This window comes from Planktothrix pseudagardhii (genome assembly GCF_904830925.1).
GTDB classification, from domain to species: domain Bacteria; phylum Cyanobacteriota; class Cyanobacteriia; order Cyanobacteriales; family Microcoleaceae; genus Planktothrix; species Planktothrix tepida.
In genome coordinates this window covers 6,075,036-6,098,083 of the sequence record NZ_LR882967.1, presented here as the reverse complement: position 1 = coordinate 6,098,083, position 23,048 = coordinate 6,075,036, and the positions used below count along the sequence as shown (strand labels likewise).

Sequence of the window (23,048 nt, the reverse complement as noted above, 5' to 3'; positions counted from 1 at the left end):
AGAATTTAATCTGCAACCACACTAGATCTGTTGTTCTGAACCAAAATTTTGCTTGAGAAACAGCCTTTCTGTCAGAACGCTAAGATAATTAAGGACTGTACGACTTGAAATGCAGTGAACTCAACATCACTTTCTGACCCCCTACCCTATCCCAACAACACCCCCAACCGAATTCGCATTCGGGGTGCGAAACAACATAATTTGAAAAATATTGACTTAGAATTACCGCGCGATCGCTTAATTGTATTTACAGGGGTTTCCGGTTCGGGTAAATCTTCCTTAGCCTTTGATACCATTTTCGCCGAAGGTCAACGCCGCTACGTGGAATCACTGAGTGCTTATGCGCGACAATTTCTCGGACAACTGGATAAACCCGATGTCGATGCCATTGAAGGGTTGAGTCCGGCGATTTCCATTGACCAGAAATCAACGTCCCATAACCCTCGGTCTACGGTGGGGACGGTGACGGAAATTTATGATTATTTGCGGTTGCTGTTTGGTCGTGCGGGTGAACCCCATTGTCCGATTTGCGATCGCAATATTGCGCCCCAAACGATTGATGAAATGTGCGATCGGATTATGGAACTTCCCGACCGTACCAAATTCATGATTCTCGCCCCTGTGGTGCGGGGGAAAAAGGGAACACACCGTAAACTTTTGTCCAGTTTAGCGTCTCAAGGATTTGTTCGCGTCAGGGTCAATTCTGAGATTTTTGACCTGTCCGAAAACATTGAGTTAGATAAAAATTATACCCATACCATTGAAATCGTCATTGACCGCTTAATTAAAAAGCCAGGACTGGAGGAACGTCTAGCGGATTCTTTGAGTACCTGTTTAAAGCAATCCAGTGGAATTGCGGTGATAGAGGTATTAGATAATACATCAGATAAGGTATCCGCGTCGCGAACTAATAATAAGTATATATCAACTGACCCAAAAATTGCAAGATCTGGAGATAAAAAAGTTGCTGAAAATAGCGATAATTCTTACGAAGTAGAAACCGAAAATTTAGAAGCTTCATCTATTTCTTCACAACTGGTTTTTTCTGAGAATTTTGCTTGTCCTGAACATGGGGCGGTGATGGAAGAACTTTCGCCTCGGTTATTTTCTTTTAATTCTCCCTTTGGTGCTTGTCCGAGTTGTCATGGTTTAGGACATTTGAAAACCTTTTCCCCGGAGTTAGTTGTTCCTGATTTAACTCAACCCGTTTATACAGCTATTGCGCCTTGGTCAGAAAAAGATAATTCCTATTATTTATCTCTCTTACATAGTGTGGGTCAAGCGTTTAATTTTGAAATTACCACTCCTTGGAATCAATTAACTCAAGAACAGCAACAGATTCTCCTCTATGGTTCAGAGGAACCGATTTTAATAGAAACCGATTCTCGTTATCGGGAAAATAAAGGATATTATCGTCCTTATATCGGGGTGATTCCGTTATTACAACGTCAATATCAGGAAACCGCTTCCGAATTACAAAAGCAAAAATTAGAACAATATTTAATTGATCAACCCTGCGAAGTTTGTCTGGGAAAACGATTAAAACCAGAAGCGTTAGCGGTGCGTGTCGGACAATATCATATTCATCAATTAACAGCAGTTTCGATACGGGACTGTTTAGACCGAATTAATCAGTTAAACCTAACAGAAAGACAGGCGAAAATCGCTGAATTAGTCTTGCGAGAAATTAAAGCTCGATTACAATTTTTACTCGATGTGGGATTAGATTATTTAACCTTAGCTCGAACCGCATCAACGTTATCAGGAGGAGAAGCCCAACGAATTCGATTAGCCACCCAAATTGGAGCCGGATTAACGGGGGTTTTGTATGTTTTAGATGAACCGAGTATTGGGTTACATCAACGGGATAATACCAAACTATTAAATACCTTAATTAAATTACGAGATTTAGGTAATACCTTAATTGTAGTTGAACATGATGAAGAAACGATTCGGGCGGCGGATCATTTAGTGGATATTGGGCCAGGGGCGGGAGTGCATGGCGGTGAAATTGTAGCGCAAGGAAATTTGGAGATATTGTTAAAATCAGAAGCTTCTTTAACAGGTGCTTATCTCTCAGGACGGAAAAAAATTGAAACTCCCACAGAACGCCGAATAGGGAATGGAAAAAGCATTAAATTAGTTAACGCTAGTCGCAATAATTTAAGAAACATTACCGTTGAAATCCCATTAGGAAAATTAGTGAGTATTACGGGGGTTTCGGGTTCAGGAAAATCTACCTTAATGAATGAATTACTTTATCCTGCTTTACAACATCATTTTACCCGAAAAGTTCCTTTTCCTAAAGATTTAAAAACAGTAGAAGGGTTAGACGCATTAGATAAAGTGATTGTGATTGATCAATCTCCTATTGGTCGGACTCCCAGATCTAACCCCGCCACTTATACCGGAGTTTTCGATATTATTCGAGAGGTGTTTACAGCAACCATTGAAGCCAAAGCTAGAGGTTATAAAGCCGGACAATTTTCCTTTAATGTTAAAGGCGGACGCTGTGAAGCGTGCGGCGGACAGGGAGTTAATATTATTGAAATGAACTTTTTACCCGATGTTTATGTTCAGTGTGAAGTGTGTAAAGGAGCGAGATATAATCGGGAAACATTACAGGTGAAATATAAAGGGTATTCCATTGCAGATGTGTTAAATATGCCTGTAGAAACTGCTTTAGAAGTGTTTGAAAATATCCCCAGGGCGGCGAGTCGTTTACAAACGTTGGTCGATGTGGGTTTAGGATATATTCGCTTAGGACAACCCGCACCGACGTTATCGGGAGGAGAAGCACAACGGGTGAAATTAGCTTCAGAATTATCCAAACGCGCAACGGGGAAAACATTATATTTAATTGATGAACCGACAACGGGTTTATCGTTTTATGATGTGCATCAATTGTTAAATGTGTTACAACGATTAGTCGATAAAGGTAATTCAATTTTAGTGATTGAACATAATTTAGATGTCATTCGGTGTGCAGATTGGGTGATTGATTTAGGGCCAGAAGGGGGAGATAAAGGCGGTGAAATTATTGCAGAAGGAACCCCAGAAGATATTGCTAAAAATGCTAAATCTTACACGGGAATTTATTTAAAACAGGTGTTAAAACAGCATTCCTCTAAATAGGGTGATGCTCTCGCTATCATTTCCCTATCTAAGTCTATTAGAAATCATGCTTAATCTTTACTCAGAATAGCATTTGACGGTATGATGCTATTTTGTTATGATTAAATAGAATGATTCAAAATTTTAAATGTAAGGAGACAGAACGTTTATTTAGGAGACAGTCTTCTTCTAAGTTTCCCCCATCAATACAACGTATTGCTCAACGTAAATTGGCGATATTAGATGCGGCTGAAACAGTAGAAGATTTGCGGGTTCCACCTGGAAACCGTCTGGAAAAGTTAAAAGGCGATCGCCAAGGTCAATATAGTATTCGCATCAATGAACAATGGCGAATTTGTTTTAGATGGGATAATGCAAATGCGTTGGATGTAGAAATTGTAGATTATCATCGTTAAAATTATGATAGAAGCTAAATTAGATCCAGTTCATCCCGGCGAAATTCTATTAGAAGAATTTTTGAACCCGATGGAGATTACCCCAGAACAGTTAGCAGAGGATATTCATATTCCTGGGTTCAAAATTGATGAGATTATTCAAGGAAAATCTGCTATTACCGCAGATATCGCTTTAAGATTATCAAAATATTTTGGACTATCAGAACGATTTTGGTTAAATATTCAAGTTACTTATGATTTAGAGTTAGCAAAAGATCAGTTAGAAGATCGGTTAGAGTCTGAAGTCTTGAAATTTAGAAAACAGCCAAAATGATCAAATCTTCACAATAAACAAATGATTAACTTGCTCAATACGCAAGAAACCGGGTTTTTAATGGAGATTAGTTGTAGACTATCAAGATTTATTCAGAAACCCGGTTTCTGAGACGAATACATTATTCAGTTATTCTTCATTCCCTGTTGTTTCTAGTTCTTTCACCTGAATTAAGATTTTAAAACCTAAAAGATTAACTAATTCAACAAAATTATAAATCTCTGCACAACTGCTTATTGTTAATAAATGATGCAAAATTTCAGATTTTTTAAGGGTTTCATCCGATAAAGAACGGTCAGCAGAAAAAGCTTTGATAATATCTTCAAGGACTGCGAGTAATAATTTTGGTTCAGGATCTTCTTCTAAAGCAACTTCCAGATAAGCTGCTGCTTCTTGAGGATCTTTGAGAGATTCTATCAAAGCCTCTTTCCAGCTATCACTAATTGGAGTTTTAACGTCTTGCGCTGACAGACAAGTACACATTGTTAAGTTATTTTTCATATTCTTCTATTTCTGATTCTTTCACCTGAATTGAGATTTTAAAGCCCAATATATCCACTAATTCGACAAAATCATAAATAGCATCATAATTGATTAAGGCTACAGCTTGATCCAGTTTTTCTCGATTAATTTGATTAGAATTATAACCATCATTTAATTGAATGTGAGCCTCTAAAATATTGCTGATGACTTTTTTTAATAATTGAGGTTGATCACTACCTTCTTCTAACGCAACTTCCAGATAAGCTGCGGCTTCTTCTGGAGCTTTAAGAGATTCAATTAAATAATTATGGTAACTATCACTAACGGGAACTTTAACGTCTTGCATTGTAGTCTCTCCAATATTCTTTTGCTTTTTTAATATCTTTTTGCTGAGTGCTTTTATCTCCACCACAGAGTAATAAAATTAGGGTTAACCCAACTTGTCCAAAATAAATCCTATAGCCAGGGCCATAATTAATTTTAAATTCAAATACACCTTCACCAACAGAACGATAATCTCCTAAATTTCCCTCCTCTACTCGATCTAATCTGAATTTAATTTTAGCTCTTGCTGTTCTATCTCGTATTAATTCTAACCACTCGGTAAACGGAACTTTACCCTCTGAAGTAACATAACGTTCAATCTCCCTCGGTTGACTTTCCATCATGATCATTATAGCGATCGCTCATTTCCCAGTTTATCAAATTTGGGGATAACAAAAAAATATCAGTTTTTCAGAAATCGAATATTGTTGAGTTGTAGTTAAAGTCTAAGCTAACTCACCCTATAGTATCAAGCTGTTTTCCAGTGCTGATAGGTGTGGCTTTTTTATTGTTATCCAGTTTAGAGGAAAAGGATAAAGTCAATATGAAACTCAGCAACAATGAAAGAATTGGTCAATGCTTAACTTTATTAAGTCAAGTTTTGTCTCCTTACCTTGAAGAAAAAATGAGATTGGTTTATGGTAATGCGTGGTTTTCTCAGGTGAAACAGTGCATCTCTAATAAAAACAATTCTAACCGCAGCGATGAAGAAATTCTTCAAGATGTTTCTGTATTATTAAGTGTTATTAATCAACGATGGGATAAAGTTTTCAAAACATACTTATCTCCCGAAAGAGGTTTAGTCAATGAATTGATTGAAGTCAGAAATAAATGGGCGCATAATAATTGCTTTTCAGCAGATGACACTTTTCGTGCGTTAGATAGTATCCATCGGTTACTGGTTAAAATTGGTGCTGAACAACAGGAAAAACAGGTTGATGTACACAAACAAAGTGTCTTAAAACTTCTGATTCAAGAAAAATCTCATTCAACTCAATCTAATATTTCTCAAGGAGATCAGAAAATTAGAGAGGAATTGAAAGAACTTTTAGATATCATTCCGTTTCAAGATCCTAAATTATTGTTCCGCGCATTAACTCATCGGAGTTATATGTTTGAAAATCCAACTAAAACAGAAGGAGATAATGAACAACTGGAATTTTTAGGAGATTCTGTCTTACAATTCTTAGCCGGAGATTTTGTATATGAAAAATATTTAGGTGAAGCAGAAGGAATATTGACCCAGAAACGAGAAAAAATTGTTAGTAATGAAGCGTTAGCAATAGTAGCCCAGGATTTCAATTTAGGAAAATGGATGAAATTAGGGAGAGGAGAAGAATTAACCGGACGAACTAACCCATCATTATTAAGTAATACCTTAGAAGCGGTTATTGGAGCGTATTATAAAGATTCTGGTATTGATGCGGTTTGGGAATGGTTAAAACCGATGTTAGAACAATTAGAAACAATCAAAATTGAGGCTAACTCTTCTAACATTTCAACGGATGCAAAAAATCGTTTTCAAGAGTGGGCGATCATTAATCATAAACAAAATCCTGAATATTGTGTTATTCACGAATCTGGTAGTGATCATGATAAAGTTTTTGGTGTGGAAGTTCGAGTCAATGATCGTGTTTATGGCTATGGAAAAGCTACAAGGAAAAAAGAAGCAGAAAAGCAAGCTGCTAACGTGGCTTTACAAAAATTAGGATTAATAGATAGCTAAATGTTAGAAACCGGGTTTCTCTTTGAGATTAGTTATTATTAATCAAGATAACTTCAGAAACCCGGTTTCTGGGGAGACAGCTAAATGTTAGAAACCGACTTTCTGTTTGAGATTAATAAATATGTTATAGCGCTGGGCTTTCTCATCTAAAATTAAGATAAAAAATAACGCGAGATCGGTTTATCCCGCGTTATGTTGGTTTGAGTTAATCACTAACAATCAAAAACTTAGACGGTTGCTGCTACTTTTTCAGTAACTCCAACTAAGCGCTCGTAAGTTGCGCGCATTTTCAAGCCAACTAACACCTGGAATAATCCACTACCATTATTGGAACCGGGATACTCTTGGTGTTCGCGGAGCAGATGGGTCATTTCCCCATAGTATTTTGTAGACAGGTTGCTTAAGTGTCCTTCGACGTAGATCATTTCATCGAGGTTATCGAATTGACCATCGACTTCAAGGATAGACACTTCATTTCCGTAGTAGTTATCAGGGCCATAATACATTTTTAAACCCGGATAAGAACAGGTGAGTTTGCGTCCGCAAGGTGTCCAATGAATTGTCGATCCTTGATCAAATAAGTAGGCGGGTTCGAGTCCTTCCACCCCTTCTTTCTGTACCAGACGCACCCGCAGGATTCTGTGTTCTTTATCTTCAGCAATCAGGTTCGTGGGCAGAATTTGAACCACCACATCAGCGTATTTCTTTTGGGGGTCAATATAAGCTTCAAAATCAGGACGACGGGCATTAATAGCGGCGAGAACATCTTCATAACGATGACCGCGTTCTGCCATGTCACGCTGAATTTTCCACGAAATTTTAACTTCGTCGCTGATATCGAGATAAACACTAAAATCTAGCAGCGAGCGCACCCGTTCGTCATATAACGGATGTAACCCTTCAATCACGATAATATGATTCGGATCGATCCGTTCGGGAGGATCGATCTCGCCAGTTTCGTGGTTATAAATGGGTTTATCAATAGAGACACCATTTTTAAGAGCGTTGATTTGCTCATACATTAAATCAAAATTATTAGCTCTAGGATCTAGAGCCGTAATTCCGGTTTCTTTACGTTGCTTTCGATCTAAACAATGATAGTCATCTAAACAGATAACCGTCACAAAATCTTTCCCAAAGATATCTGTTATCCGACGTAAAAATGTTGATTTTCCGCACCCGGAATCTCCAGCAACACCAATTAAAACCACGCGATCCGGCTTATTTCCCATCTTCCTCTAACCTAAAAGAAACTGTTGACAATTTAATCATTGAATTTTGAGTATTAAAACTATTACCAACGCCAGCATTGTCGAGTCCTCACCTCATCTGAAGGCAAAGTAAACCTCAACTTATGGTAGTGAACAGACTCCCGACTGACAGAAGGCCTTGCACTCAGGCAAGCTAAGTATTTAATACTAACTTTTGTTTCTGATTTTACCAGAAGGGGATCATCCCCACAAGGCTTAATCTGAATATAGTTACAGATTATGGGTCTTCGGTAAAGATGTTGAATCCCCAACTTTGTAATTTTCTTCCTTTTATCCGCTTTATGGAGGTCAATAACTCAGCTATGTCTAGGTTTACCCGCTTTGGGTCAAGTAATTGTCATCAGAATAACATTTTTGATTCTAACTTGAGATGATGTCATCACATCTGATCCCGATTGTCCCCCAAAATTATTGCAGGTCAGCAGGAAAAACCAGGATCAGTTTAACAGAAAGCATTCTTAGGTTGTAAAATCAGTTACACAGAGTTAAGAAGTGCTGTATCTTAACACCCAAATTCCCTTTAAAAATGATATCGCTCTTCAATCCAAATTCGCATTTCTCCTTCTGATAAATGTTCAACAAAGCAATGGGTTTGCGGATCAAAGGCATTCCAGTAGCGTTTGCCTTCCGCATCAGAGGATAACCAAATTTTGGGTTCTTTTCCCACCGTTAGCATCGCGATCATTTTATTCCAAGTGGATTGAAATTTTGTCAGAAAATGGCGGGATGAGAAAGCGGGTTTTGAGGGAAACGGGTGAAGCGAGTTAAGGGAATCCAAAATTAAATAAACGGTGAGGTTATTCATAACAATTTCTCTCCTCATTACAGAAGAATTTGAGAGTTTTTAGCGGTTAAACTTACTCTATTTCCCTTACAATAAAAAATCAACGGATAACATCGATAGGTAATATCGATAAAATCGATAGATATAGCAGTCGCCAAGGCAGTTAGGACATAGACTGAGGCGACAAACTAAGAGGGGTTAAGTCTTTTTTCCTGCCTGTTCCCTGTTCCCTGTTCCCTGTTCCCTGCTATTGTCCTATGAATCCCCAAAATTTGAAACTCTCCCAACTCCGGGCTTTAGTCGCCGTTGCTGAGACGGGAAACTTCAGCGAAGCTGCATTGAACCTGAATTTATCCCAGTCTACGGTTAGTCATGCGATCGCAACCTTGGAAGCTGAATTAGGCGTTATCTTGATCAAACGAGGACGATATGGAGCGGTTTTAACGCCTTTGGGAGAAAAGATGGTCACTCAAGCACGTCAAATTCAACAGCTTTTAGCGCAAATGGTTCAGGAAGCCAACCGCGAAAAAGGATTACAAGGTGGCAATATTCGGATTGTTTCGTTTCGCAGTGTTTCGACTCATATTTTACCGTCTGTGATTGCTCAATTTCGCAGCCATTTTCCAGACGTGACGGTGAGTTTAACAGAATTTGATGATACCCCAGAAATGGAACACGCAGTTCGCACGGGTCAAGCGGATATTGGATTTACTTATTTACCCACCAGTGCCGAATTTGAAGTTTGGGAAATCTTACAAGATGATTATATCGCCATTCTTCCTCCTCATTATAACATTAATAGTTCCCGTTTAACCTGGGAACAATTAGCCTCCTATCCCTTAATTTTGTCTTCAACCAGTTGTTGTTCTTCGTTGATTTTAAAATATTTAAAAAAAACGAATTTTCCTTTAAATATTGCCTATCATGTGCGAGAAGATTCAACAATTTTAGGCATGGTGGCTCAAGGTTTGGGAGTCTCAATTATTCCGGGTTTAGCAGCACGTCCGGTTCCTCCCCAGGTTCAAGTTTGTCAATTACCCGATCCCTTAATTCGAGTCATCGGTGTAATGGTCTTAAAAAATGCCCTCCATTCTCCGGCGGTTTATACCTTTTTAGATGCCTTAAGACAGGTTGGACGCTTCAATAAAAAAGCGGTTTAACCAGATTTTAAGATTAATAATTCAACCATTGACCAACAACAGAAGGCATGGGTAATAAAAGTAACAATAATAACCCCAAGGTTACAAACCCAATAATATCCCGAATATTATTCAATTCACTGACATCATTTAAGGCGGGTTCATCTTGTAACGGAAAAAAGAATAATAACAAAGCTAAGGCTATAAATTCACTGTGGATTAATGCTAAAATTAAGATAAAAAATCGAGTGAATTGACCCATCACGAAACTGGTTTTTTGACCAAACATAGCATGAACCAGATGACCCCCATCTAATTGTCCCACTGGTATTAAATTAATTGCTGTGACAATTAATCCTAAATATCCCGCGATCGCCAGAGGATGTAGATGAATGGCTTGTTCCGAAGTCAAGGCATCCCCTAATATTAATTTACTCAATATTGTTAATAAAAACGAAAAACTGGGATGCAAGGATTCAAAATTTAAAAATCCAGAGTTTTTCGGATCAAAGGGAACAACCGTTGACTGATTTAAGCCTAAAATTAATAACGGTAAACTGATGATAAATCCCGCCCAAGGGCCAGCAATACTGACATCAAATAACGCTTTCCGGTGGGGAAAGGGTGATCGCATTTGGATAAACGCCCCCAAGGTTCCTAACCAAAATGGAATCGGCAGAAAATAAGGTAATGTCGCTTTCATTTTATACCGAATCGAAGTTAAATAATGAGCTAACTCATGAACTCCTAAAATTGCCATTAAGGACAAACTATAAGGTAATCCAGATACTAATAAACGGGGATTTGCTTGCCAAGTATCTAGGGAAATATTCTCCATTTCCACACCCGCCACCGTTGTTGTAAATAAAGTAATTAATACCAGTGCTAAACCTAAAATTGGACGGTTTAAAGCATCAGGCTTGAGTAAATTTTCGGTATTTTCTGGATAAGGATTAGGAACTAAGGCAAAAAAGGGTTTATCTTTGAGATCTTGTTGAAAGGCAATCAAAAAGCGATCGCTAAATTTAGCTTTAATATTATCTCGAATCGTTCGATAAGCTACATCAGGATTTGACCGTAACTGACCCCGACAAATCACAGCTTGTAGCCGATATTCAATATTATGCAGAGGAAAAACAGTCCAAGGAAAACAAGTGCGAAGGGTTTCTTCTTCTTGTTGATCTAAAGGACGAGGTAAGTGGGGATTTTCCACAGGAAGACTAGGTTCGGTTGGAATGGCGGACTCTGATGATGTAGGCGGCGGAAGACGACCCCATTGGACTAAAAACCAATATAAACAGGGACAAGCAATAAAAGGAATAATCACTAATTCTGCTGGAATGGGTTTTTGATCATAAGCAAACATCCAGGTTCCCCAAATGAACGCTGGAGTCATCATCACCAACCATAGCAACCAAATGGGAGTTCGAGTAATTTGAGCAACTCCCCGTTGTAGAAGCCAATAGGTCATCAACCCTAAAATCAGTAACCAAAATAACATGATCATCTGTAGTTTTAATTCAATAAACAAGTTCGATTAAAATCAAAAATTGAACCTAAAAACAATAACGATATGTCCCAGGAGCGTTCTGTCCCCAAAACTCCCCGACTTGTACTGGAAAATATTTATGCTTTCCCACCCAACCGGGACACTTTGGGCGGAACTGCCTATTTTATTGTAGAGAACCAGATGAACATCTTGATCGATGCACCTTTATGGAATGAAACAAATCAGCAATTTTTAGAGCAACAGGGTGGTGTTCAAGGGTTATTCATTACCCATCGGGGTGCAATCGGTTCATCACGAGAGATTCAAAACAGATGGGGATGCAAGATTGTCATCCAAGAACAAGAAGCTTATTTATTACCGGAGTCAACGGTGACAACCTTTGAGAAAGAGTTAAGGCTGAGTTCCCAGAGTTCGGTTTTTTGGACACCTGGACATTCTCCCGGTTCATCTTGTCTTTATTTTAGTGGGCAAGTCGGGGTTTTGTTCACCGGACGTCATCTCTTACCCAATCTCCAAGGTCAACCCGTTCCCCTCCGCACCGCTAAAACCTTTCACTGGCCACGACAGTTAAACAGTATTCGATTCATATTGGAACGCTTTAATTGTGATACCTTGCACTATATTTGTCCCGGTGCAAATACAGGAGCATTACGAGGAGAACGCTTGATTAATCATGCTTATGAAAAATTGGCAAGTCTTGATTTAGATGCGTGTTTGTTGAGTCCAGCTATTCTCTAGGGAAAGAGAGATACAATACAAAAAAGGAACCTGACGGCGAATAAATTCCCCTCGGACTTACCCCATCAGTAATTTAGTTTATTTAAACGTGCACTATGATTCCTGCTGTTGTGATCCAAAATTTACAAAAATCCTATGGCTCTATCCAGGCTGTTAAAGATGTGTCTCTTGATGTCCAACCCGGAGAAATCTTTGGTTTACTTGGCCCCAATGGAGCCGGAAAAACCACAACCCTGCGTGCATTGTGTACGTTAATTACTCCTGATGCTGGACGTTTAGAAATATCGGGTATTTCTGTGATTGACCAACCGAGATTAGCTCGTCAACGCTTGGGTTATGTCGCTCAGGAAGTCGCCCTCGATAAAGTCTTAACCGGACGTGAATTATTGCAATTACAAGCCGCCCTGTATCATATCCCTCGTGCTACGATTGCCGAACGAATTCATCAGGTTACGAATTTATTAGGATTACAAGATTGGATTGATCAAAAAACTGGAACCTATTCCGGGGGAATTCGGAAACGCTTAGATTTAGCATCGGGGTTACTGCATCAACCGGATTTATTAGTATTAGATGAACCGACCGTTGGCTTAGATATTGAAAGCCGGGTCGCAGTGTGGAATTTCCTCCGTCAATTACGAGAAAATGGGACAACGGTTTTAATTACCAGTCACTATTTAGAAGAGGTAGATGCTTTAGCAGATCGAGTGGCAATTATTGATCAAGGGGTGGTGATTGCAACGGGTACACCGTCTGAGTTAAAAGATCAAGTTGGAGGCGATCGCATTACCCTGAGAATTCGAGAATTTTCGCCCTTGGAAGAAGCTGAAAAAGCCAAAGCTTTATTACAATCTCTCGCTTTTGTACAAGAGATTATTATTAATAATGCTCAAGGCAATTCTTTGAATTTAGTCGTTCAACCTCAAAGTGATGCGTTGTTTACGATTCAACAGGCGTTAAAAGATGCGGGTTTACCGACCTTTGGCATTGCCCAATCTCGACCCAGTTTAGATGATGTTTATTTAGCAGCAACAGGTCGAACTTTACTGGATGCTGAAATTGCAGCAGCCAGTAATCGAGATTTAAAAGCTGAGAAAAAGAAAAGTATGCGCTAGAAACTGGGTTTTTAATTCCCAACCCTGAACAGTCAACCCTCAATCGTTAACAACTATGAGCAGTTCAACAACATCTGTTAAATTATCAACTTCCCATCAAACGACTAATCAACAACCGAATTTAGTCGGAGAATTCCTACAAGAAACCCTAGCCTTAACCCGTCGGTTGTTTATTCAATTACAACGTCGTCCTTCTACCTTAATTGCTGGGATTATTCAACCTTTGATGTGGTTAATTTTGTTTGGAGCTTTATTTCAAAATGCCCCCAAAGGATTGTTTGGAGAAACGTTAAATTATGCTCAGTTTTTAGGGGCTGGGGTTATTGTTTTTACAGCCTTTGCGGGAGCTTTAAATGCAGGTTTACCTGTCATGTTTGACCGAGAATTTGGGTTTTTAAATCGGTTATTAGTCGCTCCTTTAGTGTCTCGCTTTTCTATTGTTTTAGCTTCAGCAATTTATATCGTTACCTTGAGCTTAATTCAAACTTCAGTGATTGTGGCAGCCGGAGCCTTTTTAGGGGCAGGATTACCCGGAATTGGGGGATTAAGTATCATTACTTTGATTGTGCTTTTATTAGTGCTAGGGGTAACGGGTTTAAGTTTAGGATTAGCCTTTGCTTTACCCGGTCATATTGAATTAATTGCTGTGATCTTTGTGACGAATTTACCGCTTTTATTTGCCAGTACCGCCCTCGCGCCTTTATCTTTTATGCCTACTTGGTTACAAGTTGTGGCTTCGCTGAATCCCCTCAGTTATGCCATTGAACCGATTCGTTATTTATACTTACATCAGGATTGGGCACTCAATAGTGTAGTGATGCACGCTCCCTTTGCAACCATTACTTTTGGGGGTGCATTATTGGTTTTATTCGGATTTGCAACGGTCGCTTTACTCTCAATTCAGCCGTTATTAAAGCGTCGGTTTGCTTAAAACCGGAATAAAATTTATCTAAAAATTAATCCCCCCAGCATTCCGAATTTCTCGAACGTTAGGGGGAATTTTTATTTTAAATTTTCCAAAAAATAGCTACAATATGGAAATCTAAGTTTTTATAGTTATTTTTTCAGGTAGTGAGGTTGTAATCATGCACTTTAATGGATTGAAATTGGGTCTAAGACTTTTCTCTTCTACAGTTGTGGCTGCTGGAATTGGGATTTTGGGATTCACTTCAGTTAGTTTTGCTCAGTCTACTTCAGTTACTCCTTTACAAGAATTTCAACGGTCTGATAATCCTGACCCTCTGAGTGGTTCCAATAGTCAGAAGACCATGTTAGATATTATTCATAATTCTCGATTAGGACGATTTAATGTTGATTATGAAGCCGTCGGTAATCAACAACGTCAAAATATTCAGGACGCAGCGACTCAATTTCGGCAAAAACAACGCCAACTTCTGGAAAACCCCCAACCTTCCACTCCTACCGAACCCTCAGCTAACCCTGTAAACGTTCAACCGTAGTCGGGTTTTGGAACCCCGTAGAGACGCGCCAAAAGCAAGTGCGGCATGGCTGGGCAAAGGCGCGTCTCTACTACGAATTACTGATTACTGTCAACAACTCTTTTTGATTAATAATTAAACGGATTAAACTATTAATCATCCGATCTTCTTCGATGGGCATAATTTCTTTGCCGGATAGAACTTCTTGAACCAACATAAAATGGATTAATGAACCAACGAAAATACGGGCTGTAGCTTCACAATCAATAATATTTAATTCGGGATGTTCTTGAAGATATTGGGTCAGAATAATCACCGCAGGTTGACAAAGTTTCTTTAAAAATAATTGCGCTAAATCTGGACGTTTTCCTGATTCAGCGACAATTAAACGAACAAAACACAAATATTCATTATCATTAATATTTTCCTTAACCAGGCGTTTCGCTAAATCCCGCAAGACTTCTTCAGGTTGACCTTCTAAAGGGTGTGACCAAACTAAATTAAATTTCTCAGTAGCAATGCGTTCAACTAATGCCGTAAATAATCCATCTTTATCGGAAAAATGGCTATAGAGGGTTTGTTTAGACACACCAGCCGATTTTGCTACCTTGTCCATACTTGTACAAGCATAGCCATTTTGCAAAAACTCCGGCATGGCACCATTGAGGATTTGTTCGGCTTTTTCTGTCACCATTGAAGATTAGGATTGAGGGTAATCGGGTTTGCCAAAATCATACACTGTCTTCCTGAATAAGGGAATAAGCAGACACTAAAGCAATATTTATTTGTTTATCCCATTCGCCCTTGAAGAATCCGTATTTACAGGATAATTACATAAATTGCGGTTTTGTTCCTGCAATTGGGTTGAGTTAGTGGTGAGATAATCGTGTAACCAGGTACAACTTTGTTCCATCTGATGATGTAAGTCTAAATTCGCTAAACTCCACAGAATCACTGTTCCATTATCCTTGGCAATAGCCAGAAGAGGGGCATCCCCAGAACTAAAACTAATATTATTGACAAAATCATTTTGTTCTAACACCATTAAAGGTTCAATACCATTGCAGTTTGATAAATCCCAAAGACGATCATTAATCTGCCACAATCTAACTTTTTTATCATCACTAGCCGTTGCTAAAATCTGCCCTTGGAAATAATAACTTAAACTTTGTACCGTTGCATGATGTCCTAATGGACAGGAAGAATGGGATTTTTTATCGTTCAATTCCCAAAGTGTAACCTGATCATTAACAGCAACAGCTAGTTGTTGAGAATTCCCTAAAAAACTTAACGTTGTTACGGGATTTTCCGCAGGTAATTTTGAGGTGGGTTGCCATTGTTTCCCTTGTTTTGTCCAGAGGGTAACGCCGTTAGCTGGCGGTTGGTTTGTGGGTTTGAGCGTACTCGCCGATGTGGCTAGGGTCTTGCCATCGGGACTAAAGCGGACATCCCAAACGGCATCTTGATGGGGTAAGGTGGTGATCAATTTTCCTTGTTTGTCCCATAATTTTACGGTTTTGTCTTCACTGGCGCTGGCTAAGGTTTGACCGTCAGGACTAAAGGTTACGGCTTTAACCGCTTGGGTATGACCGCTCAAGGTTTGTAACAACTGACCGTCTTTTCTCCAAACTCGCAGAATTTTATCTTCGCTGGCTGTGGCAATTTCTTGACTATTGGGACTGAAACTCACCCAGTTCACTTTACTAGGATGCTGTAAGGTCAAAAAAGGCTTTGAACTATATTGCAGAGGTTTTTGATATCCCCATAATTTTACGGTTTTATCTTCACTTCCAGTGGCTAAAATTTGATTATCGGGACTGAAACTCACACTCCATACCCGTCCAGTATGACCTTGTAAGGTTGTATTCAAGGGATCTCGACTTCGATCCCAAAGTCGGGCGGTGGTATCGGCACTGACAGATACCAAGGTTTGGCCATCGGGACTAAATTCTACACCCCAAACATCATCTCGATGACCAGTAAAAGTTTTGAGTAAGATGCCTTTTAGGTTCCAAAGTTTAACGGTGCGATCGCGGCTACCACTGACTAAAAATTGACCATCGGGACTAAAATTGACACTTAAAACATCATCATTATGACCTTTTAAGGGAACTTTAATTTCTACTCCGGTTTCTGCGTTCCAAAGTTTTAGGGTGCGATCGCCACTAGCAGAAACAATTAGTTTGCCATCGGGACTAAAATCTAAATCATAAACGGGTTGATTATGGGCTTTAATACTGTGAATTAAGGTTCCATCTATTGACCAAATTTTCAATTCTCCATCTTTACTACAACTGGCAATCTTTTGACCGTCAGGACTAAACTCAGCGTCAAAAACTCGATCCTTATGACCTTTAAATTCTCGAAGTAACGTTCCATCTAAGGCCCATACTTTAACGGTTTTATCATTACTAGAGGTGACTAATTTTTTGCCATCGTAACTAAAACTAATACTATTAATCACTTCTTGATGTTTCATCAGACGGTGGGGAATAGGCGTTCCGTTTTCTGTCCATAATAAAACTTGATTTTGATTGGGGTCATCAACACTAGCTGTGGTGGTAGCGATGATTTTGCCATCGGGACTATAGCGAACACTTTTAATCGGACTTGTATGCGGAAATTGCCCAGGTTTAGTTAATAATTTACCATCAAGGCTCCAAATTTTCAGCGTCCGATCACTGCTGGCTGTGGCAATTCGTTTACCATCGGGACTAAAATTAACGCCTAGAATTGTTCCTTGATGTCCCTCTAAACGATTTCGTTCTTGAATTCTCGAAATCATTTGCATTAACCCTTGGGCAATTTCGGTTTTTGTTGCTTCTGATGCTTTTGTTTCTAAGGTATTTTGACCAATTTGTACGGTGGTTGTTAATACCCCTAATTGATCTTGTTGATCTGCTAATAATAGGGCATCTTTGGCGGATGTCAAGGCTTGAATTCGAGCTTTCACTTGATTTTGGGCATTGAAATAAAACATCCCAGCAACACCAATAACCACTGTTCCAATAATTAATCCTAGAAATCGTTCTAAACGACGATTTTTTTCTTCAGCTTTGTGACGTTTTTCTTGTTCTTCTACCACTTTTTCCCTCTCTTTTGCTAGTTTTTCCTGTTCTTCAGCGAGTTTTTTACTCATTTCTTTTTCCCGAATTAGTTGGGCTTTTTCTTGTTGCAATTTAGCAATTTCTTCTTCTTGTTCATTTCTGTTTTGTCGTCGAATAAATCCGGCTAAATAATCATGCACCAGTTGATAAAATTCCCCTGTTGGGCTAACATCTCGATAAACTAAGCCAGATTTTTCTAAAATATAAAGAATGATATCTAAGCAGTTTAAGACCTGCTCTGGATTTAATTTTTGTTTTAACTCTTCAATTAATTCTGTTCTGGTTTTCAAGGGACGAGTATCATTTTCATCCGTTAAGGCATATAAAACGAAACGCGCCATTGCTTCATTTTCCGGGCCACAATCTTGAATGACTTCTTCTAAAAATCGTTCGACTAATTTTTGTTTGGGGCCTTGTTGTTGATAAGCTTCTAAGGTGGTAATATTTTCAGCTTGGAGTTGAGTCCCAACAACTTGCAATTCTATCGGACGGATTTCTCCCCTATCTCCTGCTAAATCTTGAACTAAGGCTTGAATTAAGGCATCTTCTAAATAAAAATGGGCGCGATCCGTTAAACTTTTGATCACGTTATAAGCTTCTGTCTCGCTAAAATTTCCTAAATAAAACAAAATGTCTTTACTTAAAATATCATTATTAATGGCTTCTAAATTAACTTGACGGCTTCCTTCTAGTAAATAATGTAAATAATCTTCCCTCAAGGAAATAATGACTTTTACAAAGGGGAGATTTAAAGCATCTTTTAAAAATTCAAAAAATAGCTTTTGATTATTGGGAGACTGGACAAAAAACAATTCTTCAAATTGATCAAAAATCAAAACAGTCAATAAATTTTGTCTGCCATTTTCTTGGAGTTTTTCAATAACTTTTGTTAAAATAATGGTATAATTTTGAGGTTCTAGTTGTGTCTCTGCGTCATTGAAATCAGTATCTAAAATTAAAGGAACAGCAGGATTTAAATCCTCTAAGTCCTGCTTCATGATTTTCTCCTCTAACTCAATAATAAAAGAATTATAGGTTTTAATAATAATTGGGATACTAATGCGAGCATCAATAATTTTTCGGAGTACGGCGGGAACTAATCCGGCTCTCAAAATCGAACTTTTTCCCACTCCTGATTGACCATAAATAACGGTTAATTTATGATAGTTACTCGCCATGCGTTTTAACAGATAGTTAATTGCTTCTTCCCGTCCTGAAGCGGTGATTTCATCGGTAAAATTGTCGGTAAATTGGCTGGGATCTAACGTTGAAGTAACCGCTTGTTTCCGAGGTTGTAATCGTCCGGCTCCGACAAAGGCGGTATAACCATAAGCACTGGATTGATTGCGATATTCCTCTTTAATTTGAAATGCTTCTTGATAATCTCCCCTTTCAAAATAAAGGTGACTTAAGGTTTGTAAAATATACAAATACAATCGGATCAAACTCACCGTTAACAAAGTCGTTTTAATGGTTTGAGCCGATGTTTTTAAGGTTTCAATCGCTTCTAATTTTAATCCTTGCTGTTCAAAAGCTCTTGCCAATACAAATAAACAAAAACTTTTGATAACTGGAATGCAAGGATTATCGGGATTTTTTCGAGACTCTAGAACCAAAATTTCTAAGGAAACAGACGCTAATTCTTGAGTATTATTCCAATCCTGATCCGCCAGGGCAACAAAAGCGAGAAATCCATAATCCTGGGCGAGTTGAATGAGGAAACGATCTCCTAATTTTTGATGTAATTTTCGTCCTTTTAAAGCTAAATTACGCAGACTTTTCCAATCCTGCAAATGGATTAAGGTTTCTCCAATCTTATTTAAAAATATAGCGACTAAATCAGGTTTTTGAGCATCTTCAAATCGTTTAACACACTGTTGAAAACAATCCCTTGCTTGCTTCCATTCTCGTTCCCCATTGCGATGACGATGTTGTTCTGCTAAATAACACCAACATAAGCCTATCTCAAACCAGATTAATCCTTGCCAGAGAAGGAAATTATCAGCAGTATCAGAAGAATTAATTAACTCCTGTAAAGACTTGCCATGCTGCGTTTCTAGGGCTAACTGCTGAGGATATTGTTGCCAAAATCTTAAGGCTTGTTGATACTGTTGCAGAGCCAGAGGAATGTGTTGTTGGGAATAAAAATAGCGACCATAAATCCATTTTAACTTCGCTTCTAATGATTGATCAATCGTAATTTCTCGCTTTTTTAAATCTTGATAAGCCGCCTGAAGTTCTGTTCCTGATTCTGAGCCTAAAATAGCAGCAGTAGGTAAAAATCCTTCTGCACCTGCGGCGAGAACTTTGGCAAAGACTAAGGATGATCTTTCCTCTAAAAACCGAATTAATTCATCGGAACTTAGCAAAAATTCATAGGTTGTTGCCCAACTGGTAAAATCCGGTGCATTGCGATTCAGTTTTTTCCATAATTTATCATTAATCCATAACACGATTGGAAAAGGGAAATTACGAAAAGCTTCTCTTCCTAAATTCGCCGAATGTAAAACTAAATCTATTGCAACAACCGATTCTAATCCATAAACCATTAATACGGAAGGATAATTCGATTCTACTTCAGTTTTAATCGAACCATATAAGGTTTGACTTGTTGGAGAAAGTTGGAATTCATCGATGAGAAGGGAAGATTCTTGTTTAAGTTGAGTAACAATTTGTTTCCGTAAACTTTCATAATTACACCGTACCAGCAATAAAGAAAAACTCCCTTGCATTTTCGCCAATGCTCGACCCAAGGTATGAATTTGCTGATGATTATGGCTAATAATATCGTTTACGGGATAAAGTGCCATCGTTAAAAATCTCCTTGAGGGATTGTCATTAAACGGTTACTTTAGCAAGGGATAGTTAAGTTTAAATTTCTAATTACCACTCCAAGCAGTTAACAAAAACCCCATAGTTCTTGTTAGCCGATAAAACTTGATTAAGTTTTAACAATTAGAAATAATTAAAAGAATCAATATGGGATTTTGAATAAAAATTTAGGCACATTCCGCCCCTGCTACCTCTTTAGCCAAAGAATGGCGGATAGATTCCAGCAAAGGAACTCTAACAGGATACGGCGCGTCTGTTGAAACTTAGTGAATCGAGGGTTGATCAGTACCATCGACTTTCACCAAGGGTTAATATCTAACATAACCCATTATCGTAGCATTCAGAAATCCGTCTGCTGACTTGGGGCCCCTTTAACAGGGATTCTAATGTTGAAGTCTGGGGCTGTATGGACTCAGAGGTTGAGGGTATAATCGTTGAAGGGGTAGAAGTTGCCCCCGGCGGATAAGCTAAACTAGGAGTAGCATTCATCACTCCAACTAATGATAATGCCATAATCCCACTGTATTTTTTTCTCAGGTTGTTCAACATAATATTCACGTCCTAATTCTGTTAGTTTCTATTATCTGTAATTAACAACGCCTTTATTCTCTATCCTGTGACAGTTCAATTCTAAGTTGGGGCGGATTTTACTGCTCCCTCTGTATTCTAGTCTGGCTGATCAACGGTTCTACCGCTTTCGATGGGAGATCAGTCGCTAAAATTTTTGCCAGGGTTATAAACACTTGAACAACTGACACAAGAGGCTAAGGCTACATCGAGCACATTCCTAGGGTTTTATCTCTTAAGCCGCCACAAACCGTTCAAGTAGAAATATAGCAAACGTTGATTAAAATGTTTAATTTCAATACCCTTAGTCTAGTATTATTCAGTGGAAAAGGGGGTGTGGGCAAACCCACAGGAAAGGGTGGTTTTTCCCTACAATAGGCCAAAGAATTTCCTGATGAACAAATCTTACTCCTTTCGACAGATCCCGCCCATTCCTTGGGGGATATTTGACAAATTCCCGTTACAGAAAAAGCTGAGAACGTTGGAAATTTATCCAATTTAAAAGTTAGAGCGTTAGATGCGGAAAAATTAATATGATGAAAAATCCTTTCAATATTTTGCTTACGCTTCTCCTTCTGGGAAGTGGAGTTATAGCTTTTAATACTCTTCCCATTCCATTGGGAATTTCTGCAAGCGTGGCTGATCCTTCCCCAGAAAAAGAATTGGGTTTAGGAGAATTTCGCTTAGGAGATTTACCCTCAAAATTAGACGTTTTAGGAACACCACTTCAAATTTTAAAACATCCTCCGGGGAACTATAATACCTATGCTCGACTGGTTTATCCTAATTTAATAGTTGATATCGGGGACGAAAAAATTGTGGTTTTAACGACCACTGATTCGAGTTTAGCCACACCGGACGGGGTGCGGGTGGGAGATTCTTTAAATCGTGTATTCGAGGTTTATGGTCAACAAGAACTTCACAGTCAGGGGGAAAATCAAGTTGTCAGCTATTCCTTTTCAGGGGGATCGTATCTCTATTTTAAATTAGAGAGCAATCGCATTATTGAAATTAGTTGTGGATTTCTCCCGGACTAATTTTGAATTGATTTTATTGCCAGTCTGGGGAATGTAAGCGTTTTAATTGTTGTAAATATCGAGTAAAATAACTCGGATCTAAACGGCTATAGTTAAACTGTTCTGCGTTAATAATACTAATTGCCCAAGCCCAAATATGAGCCGTTTGAGTTAAGGCTTGAATATTGCTTTTTTCCAGTTCAGTTAATGGGTTAATGCCTTCATACCCGACTAAAAAAGCTTCTCGAACTTTTTTACTCAGTCCCGACTGTAAGGAGACTTGTAAAAACTTAGCAATATCAAATGCTCGCCACCCATATCCACATTGATCAAAGTCAAATAGGGTAATTTGATCATCGGAAGTAAAATGAGCATTCCCACTATGGGGATCACCCCAACAAATTCCCCAAAAAGGAGGGTTTTGAGGTAAATTTTGCAATTGAGCTTTGAGTTGAAATACAATGTCTGCTAAACAGTTTAGATCTGTTGGTCTTTTTTTTAAATGGGGAGCAATGGTTAGGAAGGAACTCTCTAATAAATAATCAGAATTTAAAGGTTGGCGTTGAACCGAAGGTTGAAAATTTAAAGCCACTTGATGAATTTTACCAACGGTCGCGCCTAATTTTAAACTTTGGCTGATATTCAAATCTCCAATGGCAATTTGACCGGGCGCATTAACTAATAATACTGCATATCGTTTGCCTTCAGGTGCATTAATTTCAATGAATAATTCTCCCTCTGTTGTTCTTAAGGGATAAGCAACTGGGATTTGATGATCATGCAAAAAATCTAGCAATTCAAGCTCAAATTCAATTTCTGCTCGACATCGCCAATGTTGATGGGATATTCTTAAAAAATAACGAGAAGTTTGAGTTTTTATGAAATAAACATCACTTAACCCTCGATGCCAAAATTTACATTTTTCAACGGTATCAATAGGATAACAACTTAAAATTTCACTGATTAATGCTCTAACATCCAGGGTAGAGTAACTAATCGGAAAAATATCATTATGTTCCCTAATTTCAGATTCATCCTGTTTCAAATTAGGTTGATTTAAAAGCATCATATTGGTTTTAGGGGGGTAGGGAATAGTCCTGAATGGAGGATAGATGAGGATTTGGGTGAAACAACCCCAATAGTTGACGATTTCA

The 23,048-nt window shown here is 38.5% G+C and carries 20 protein-coding genes; 10 read left to right on the top strand and 10 right to left on the bottom strand.

What is annotated here, in order from left to right; genetic code table 11:
- Positions 1 to 114 precede the first annotated feature (114 nt).
- From uvrA to NMK36_RS26435, 3 genes are all read left to right on the top strand, one after another.
- Complete coding sequence (uvrA, locus tag NMK36_RS26445; RefSeq protein ID WP_254175010.1) at positions 115 to 3,135, top strand: excinuclease ABC subunit UvrA; 3,021 nt, start codon at positions 115 to 117, stop codon at positions 3,133 to 3,135.
- Between the two features lie 110 nt (positions 3,136 to 3,245).
- Positions 3,246 to 3,530, top strand: a complete 285-nt coding sequence (locus NMK36_RS26440) for a type II toxin-antitoxin system RelE/ParE family toxin (RefSeq protein WP_254175009.1) — start codon at positions 3,246 to 3,248, stop codon at positions 3,528 to 3,530.
- A 4-nt stretch (positions 3,531 to 3,534) separates the two neighbouring features.
- On the top strand, positions 3,535 to 3,843 hold the full coding sequence (locus NMK36_RS26435; protein WP_254175008.1) for a HigA family addiction module antitoxin: 309 nt from the start codon (positions 3,535 to 3,537) through the stop codon (positions 3,841 to 3,843).
- 129 nt (positions 3,844 to 3,972) lie between these two features.
- On the opposite strand, the gene NMK36_RS26430 is transcribed toward NMK36_RS26435, so the two are convergent.
- The 3 genes from NMK36_RS26430 to NMK36_RS26420 are packed head-to-tail and all read right to left on the bottom strand — an operon-like array spanning position 3,973 to position 4,991.
- On the bottom strand, positions 3,973 to 4,344 hold the full coding sequence (locus NMK36_RS26430; protein WP_254175007.1) for a helix-turn-helix domain-containing transcriptional regulator: 372 nt from the start codon (positions 4,342 to 4,344) through the stop codon (positions 3,973 to 3,975).
- Complete coding sequence (locus NMK36_RS26425) at positions 4,334 to 4,672, bottom strand: transcriptional regulator (RefSeq protein WP_254175006.1); 339 nt, start codon at positions 4,670 to 4,672, stop codon at positions 4,334 to 4,336. The genes NMK36_RS26430 and NMK36_RS26425 overlap by 11 nt, the downstream gene beginning before the upstream one ends.
- The gene (locus NMK36_RS26420) at positions 4,659 to 4,991 is read right to left on the bottom strand and encodes a type II toxin-antitoxin system RelE/ParE family toxin (protein ID WP_254175231.1); all 333 of its coding nucleotides are present in this window, start codon (positions 4,989 to 4,991) and stop codon (positions 4,659 to 4,661) included. The genes NMK36_RS26425 and NMK36_RS26420 overlap by 14 nt, the downstream gene beginning before the upstream one ends.
- A 203-nt stretch (positions 4,992 to 5,194) precedes the next feature.
- On the opposite strand from NMK36_RS26420, the gene rnc reads away from it, so the two are divergent.
- Positions 5,195 to 6,376 carry a ribonuclease III gene (gene rnc / locus NMK36_RS26415; RefSeq protein ID WP_254175005.1) on the top strand — a complete coding sequence of 394 codons (1,182 nt, stop codon included), beginning with the start codon at positions 5,195 to 5,197 and terminating at the stop codon, positions 6,374 to 6,376.
- A gap of 227 nt (positions 6,377 to 6,603) precedes the next feature.
- On the opposite strand, the gene NMK36_RS26410 is transcribed toward rnc, so the two are convergent.
- Together NMK36_RS26410 and NMK36_RS26405 are read right to left on the bottom strand one after the other, a co-directional pair.
- Positions 6,604 to 7,608 (bottom strand): phosphoribulokinase, encoded by a 1,005-nt coding sequence (locus tag NMK36_RS26410; protein WP_072717764.1) that lies wholly within the window; start codon positions 7,606 to 7,608, stop codon positions 6,604 to 6,606.
- A gap of 559 nt (positions 7,609 to 8,167) precedes the next feature.
- On the bottom strand, positions 8,168 to 8,452 hold the full coding sequence (locus NMK36_RS26405) for a hypothetical protein (RefSeq protein ID WP_254175004.1): 285 nt from the start codon (positions 8,450 to 8,452) through the stop codon (positions 8,168 to 8,170).
- 236 nt (positions 8,453 to 8,688) lie between these two features.
- On the opposite strand from NMK36_RS26405, the gene NMK36_RS26400 reads away from it, so the two are divergent.
- On the top strand, positions 8,689 to 9,591 hold the full coding sequence (locus NMK36_RS26400; RefSeq protein ID WP_072717766.1) for a LysR family transcriptional regulator: 903 nt from the start codon (positions 8,689 to 8,691) through the stop codon (positions 9,589 to 9,591).
- 13 nt (positions 9,592 to 9,604) lie between these two features.
- On the opposite strand, the gene NMK36_RS26395 is transcribed toward NMK36_RS26400, so the two are convergent.
- Positions 9,605 to 11,077 carry a site-2 protease family protein gene (locus NMK36_RS26395; protein ID WP_072717767.1) on the bottom strand — a complete coding sequence of 491 codons (1,473 nt, stop codon included), beginning with the start codon at positions 11,075 to 11,077 and terminating at the stop codon, positions 9,605 to 9,607.
- A 66-nt stretch (positions 11,078 to 11,143) separates the two neighbouring features.
- Between NMK36_RS26395 and NMK36_RS26390 the strand changes: the two genes are divergently transcribed.
- The 4 genes from NMK36_RS26390 to NMK36_RS26375 all read left to right on the top strand — a co-directional run bounded on the left by NMK36_RS26390 (position 11,144) and on the right by NMK36_RS26375 (position 14,393).
- Positions 11,144 to 11,818, top strand: coding sequence for an MBL fold metallo-hydrolase (locus tag NMK36_RS26390; RefSeq protein WP_072717768.1), 675 nt, complete (start codon positions 11,144 to 11,146; stop codon positions 11,816 to 11,818).
- Positions 11,819 to 11,913: 95 nt separating this feature from the next.
- Positions 11,914 to 12,933 (top strand): ABC transporter ATP-binding protein, encoded by a 1,020-nt coding sequence (locus tag NMK36_RS26385; RefSeq protein ID WP_072717769.1) that lies wholly within the window; start codon positions 11,914 to 11,916, stop codon positions 12,931 to 12,933.
- 55 nt (positions 12,934 to 12,988) lie between these two features.
- Complete coding sequence (locus NMK36_RS26380) at positions 12,989 to 13,864, top strand: ABC transporter permease (RefSeq protein WP_072717770.1); 876 nt, start codon at positions 12,989 to 12,991, stop codon at positions 13,862 to 13,864.
- A gap of 154 nt (positions 13,865 to 14,018) precedes the next feature.
- Positions 14,019 to 14,393, top strand: coding sequence for a hypothetical protein (locus NMK36_RS26375; RefSeq protein ID WP_072717771.1), 375 nt, complete (start codon positions 14,019 to 14,021; stop codon positions 14,391 to 14,393).
- Positions 14,394 to 14,463: 70 nt separating this feature from the next.
- On the opposite strand, the gene NMK36_RS26370 is transcribed toward NMK36_RS26375, so the two are convergent.
- From NMK36_RS26370 to NMK36_RS26360, 3 genes are all read right to left on the bottom strand, one after another.
- Positions 14,464 to 15,066 carry a TetR/AcrR family transcriptional regulator gene (locus NMK36_RS26370; protein ID WP_072717772.1) on the bottom strand — a complete coding sequence of 201 codons (603 nt, stop codon included), beginning with the start codon at positions 15,064 to 15,066 and terminating at the stop codon, positions 14,464 to 14,466.
- Positions 15,067 to 15,153: 87 nt separating this feature from the next.
- On the bottom strand, positions 15,154 to 20,289 hold the full coding sequence (locus NMK36_RS26365) for an nSTAND1 domain-containing NTPase (RefSeq protein ID WP_072717773.1): 5,136 nt from the start codon (positions 20,287 to 20,289) through the stop codon (positions 15,154 to 15,156).
- A 337-nt stretch (positions 20,290 to 20,626) separates the two neighbouring features.
- Positions 20,627 to 20,860 carry a hypothetical protein gene (locus NMK36_RS26360; protein WP_139294967.1) on the bottom strand — a complete coding sequence of 78 codons (234 nt, stop codon included), beginning with the start codon at positions 20,858 to 20,860 and terminating at the stop codon, positions 20,627 to 20,629.
- A 551-nt stretch (positions 20,861 to 21,411) separates the two neighbouring features.
- On the opposite strand from NMK36_RS26360, the gene NMK36_RS26355 reads away from it, so the two are divergent.
- The gene (locus NMK36_RS26355; RefSeq protein ID WP_072717775.1) at positions 21,412 to 21,915 is read left to right on the top strand and encodes a hypothetical protein; all 504 of its coding nucleotides are present in this window, start codon (positions 21,412 to 21,414) and stop codon (positions 21,913 to 21,915) included.
- A 13-nt stretch (positions 21,916 to 21,928) separates the two neighbouring features.
- Here NMK36_RS26355 and NMK36_RS26350 read toward each other — a convergent pair whose 3' ends face one another.
- Positions 21,929 to 22,963 (bottom strand): phosphotransferase, encoded by a 1,035-nt coding sequence (locus NMK36_RS26350; RefSeq protein WP_072717776.1) that lies wholly within the window; start codon positions 22,961 to 22,963, stop codon positions 21,929 to 21,931.
- Positions 22,964 to 23,048: the final 85 nt, after the last annotated feature.

What these genes read in the sequence shown, in the direction of transcription:
- NMK36_RS26440 (WP_254175009.1), top strand. Translation starts at nt 3,246, where the DNA reads ATGATTCAAAATTTTAAATGTAAGGAGACAGAACGTTTATTTAGGAGA.
- NMK36_RS26435 (WP_254175008.1), top strand. Translation starts at nt 3,535, where the DNA reads ATGATAGAAGCTAAATTAGATCCAGTTCATCCCGGCGAAATTCTATTA.
- NMK36_RS26430 (WP_254175007.1), bottom strand. Translation starts at nt 4,344, where the DNA reads ATGAAAAATAACTTAACAATGTGTACTTGTCTGTCAGCGCAAGACGTT.
- NMK36_RS26425 (WP_254175006.1), bottom strand. Translation starts at nt 4,672, where the DNA reads ATGCAAGACGTTAAAGTTCCCGTTAGTGATAGTTACCATAATTATTTA.
- NMK36_RS26420 (WP_254175231.1), bottom strand. Translation starts at nt 4,991, where the DNA reads ATGGAAAGTCAACCGAGGGAGATTGAACGTTATGTTACTTCAGAGGGT.
- rnc (WP_254175005.1), top strand. Translation starts at nt 5,195, where the DNA reads ATGAAACTCAGCAACAATGAAAGAATTGGTCAATGCTTAACTTTATTA.
- NMK36_RS26410 (WP_072717764.1), bottom strand. Translation starts at nt 7,608, where the DNA reads ATGGGAAATAAGCCGGATCGCGTGGTTTTAATTGGTGTTGCTGGAGAT.
- NMK36_RS26405 (WP_254175004.1), bottom strand. Translation starts at nt 8,452, where the DNA reads ATGAATAACCTCACCGTTTATTTAATTTTGGATTCCCTTAACTCGCTT.
- NMK36_RS26400 (WP_072717766.1), top strand. Translation starts at nt 8,689, where the DNA reads ATGAATCCCCAAAATTTGAAACTCTCCCAACTCCGGGCTTTAGTCGCC.
- NMK36_RS26395 (WP_072717767.1), bottom strand. Translation starts at nt 11,077, where the DNA reads ATGATCATGTTATTTTGGTTACTGATTTTAGGGTTGATGACCTATTGG.
- NMK36_RS26390 (WP_072717768.1), top strand. Translation starts at nt 11,144, where the DNA reads ATGTCCCAGGAGCGTTCTGTCCCCAAAACTCCCCGACTTGTACTGGAA.
- NMK36_RS26385 (WP_072717769.1), top strand. Translation starts at nt 11,914, where the DNA reads ATGATTCCTGCTGTTGTGATCCAAAATTTACAAAAATCCTATGGCTCT.
- NMK36_RS26380 (WP_072717770.1), top strand. Translation starts at nt 12,989, where the DNA reads ATGAGCAGTTCAACAACATCTGTTAAATTATCAACTTCCCATCAAACG.
- NMK36_RS26375 (WP_072717771.1), top strand. Translation starts at nt 14,019, where the DNA reads ATGCACTTTAATGGATTGAAATTGGGTCTAAGACTTTTCTCTTCTACA.
- NMK36_RS26370 (WP_072717772.1), bottom strand. Translation starts at nt 15,066, where the DNA reads ATGGTGACAGAAAAAGCCGAACAAATCCTCAATGGTGCCATGCCGGAG.
- NMK36_RS26365 (WP_072717773.1), bottom strand. Translation starts at nt 20,289, where the DNA reads ATGGCACTTTATCCCGTAAACGATATTATTAGCCATAATCATCAGCAA.
- NMK36_RS26360 (WP_139294967.1), bottom strand. Translation starts at nt 20,860, where the DNA reads ATGTTGAACAACCTGAGAAAAAAATACAGTGGGATTATGGCATTATCA.
- NMK36_RS26355 (WP_072717775.1), top strand. Translation starts at nt 21,412, where the DNA reads ATGATGAAAAATCCTTTCAATATTTTGCTTACGCTTCTCCTTCTGGGA.
- NMK36_RS26350 (WP_072717776.1), bottom strand. Translation starts at nt 22,963, where the DNA reads ATGATGCTTTTAAATCAACCTAATTTGAAACAGGATGAATCTGAAATT.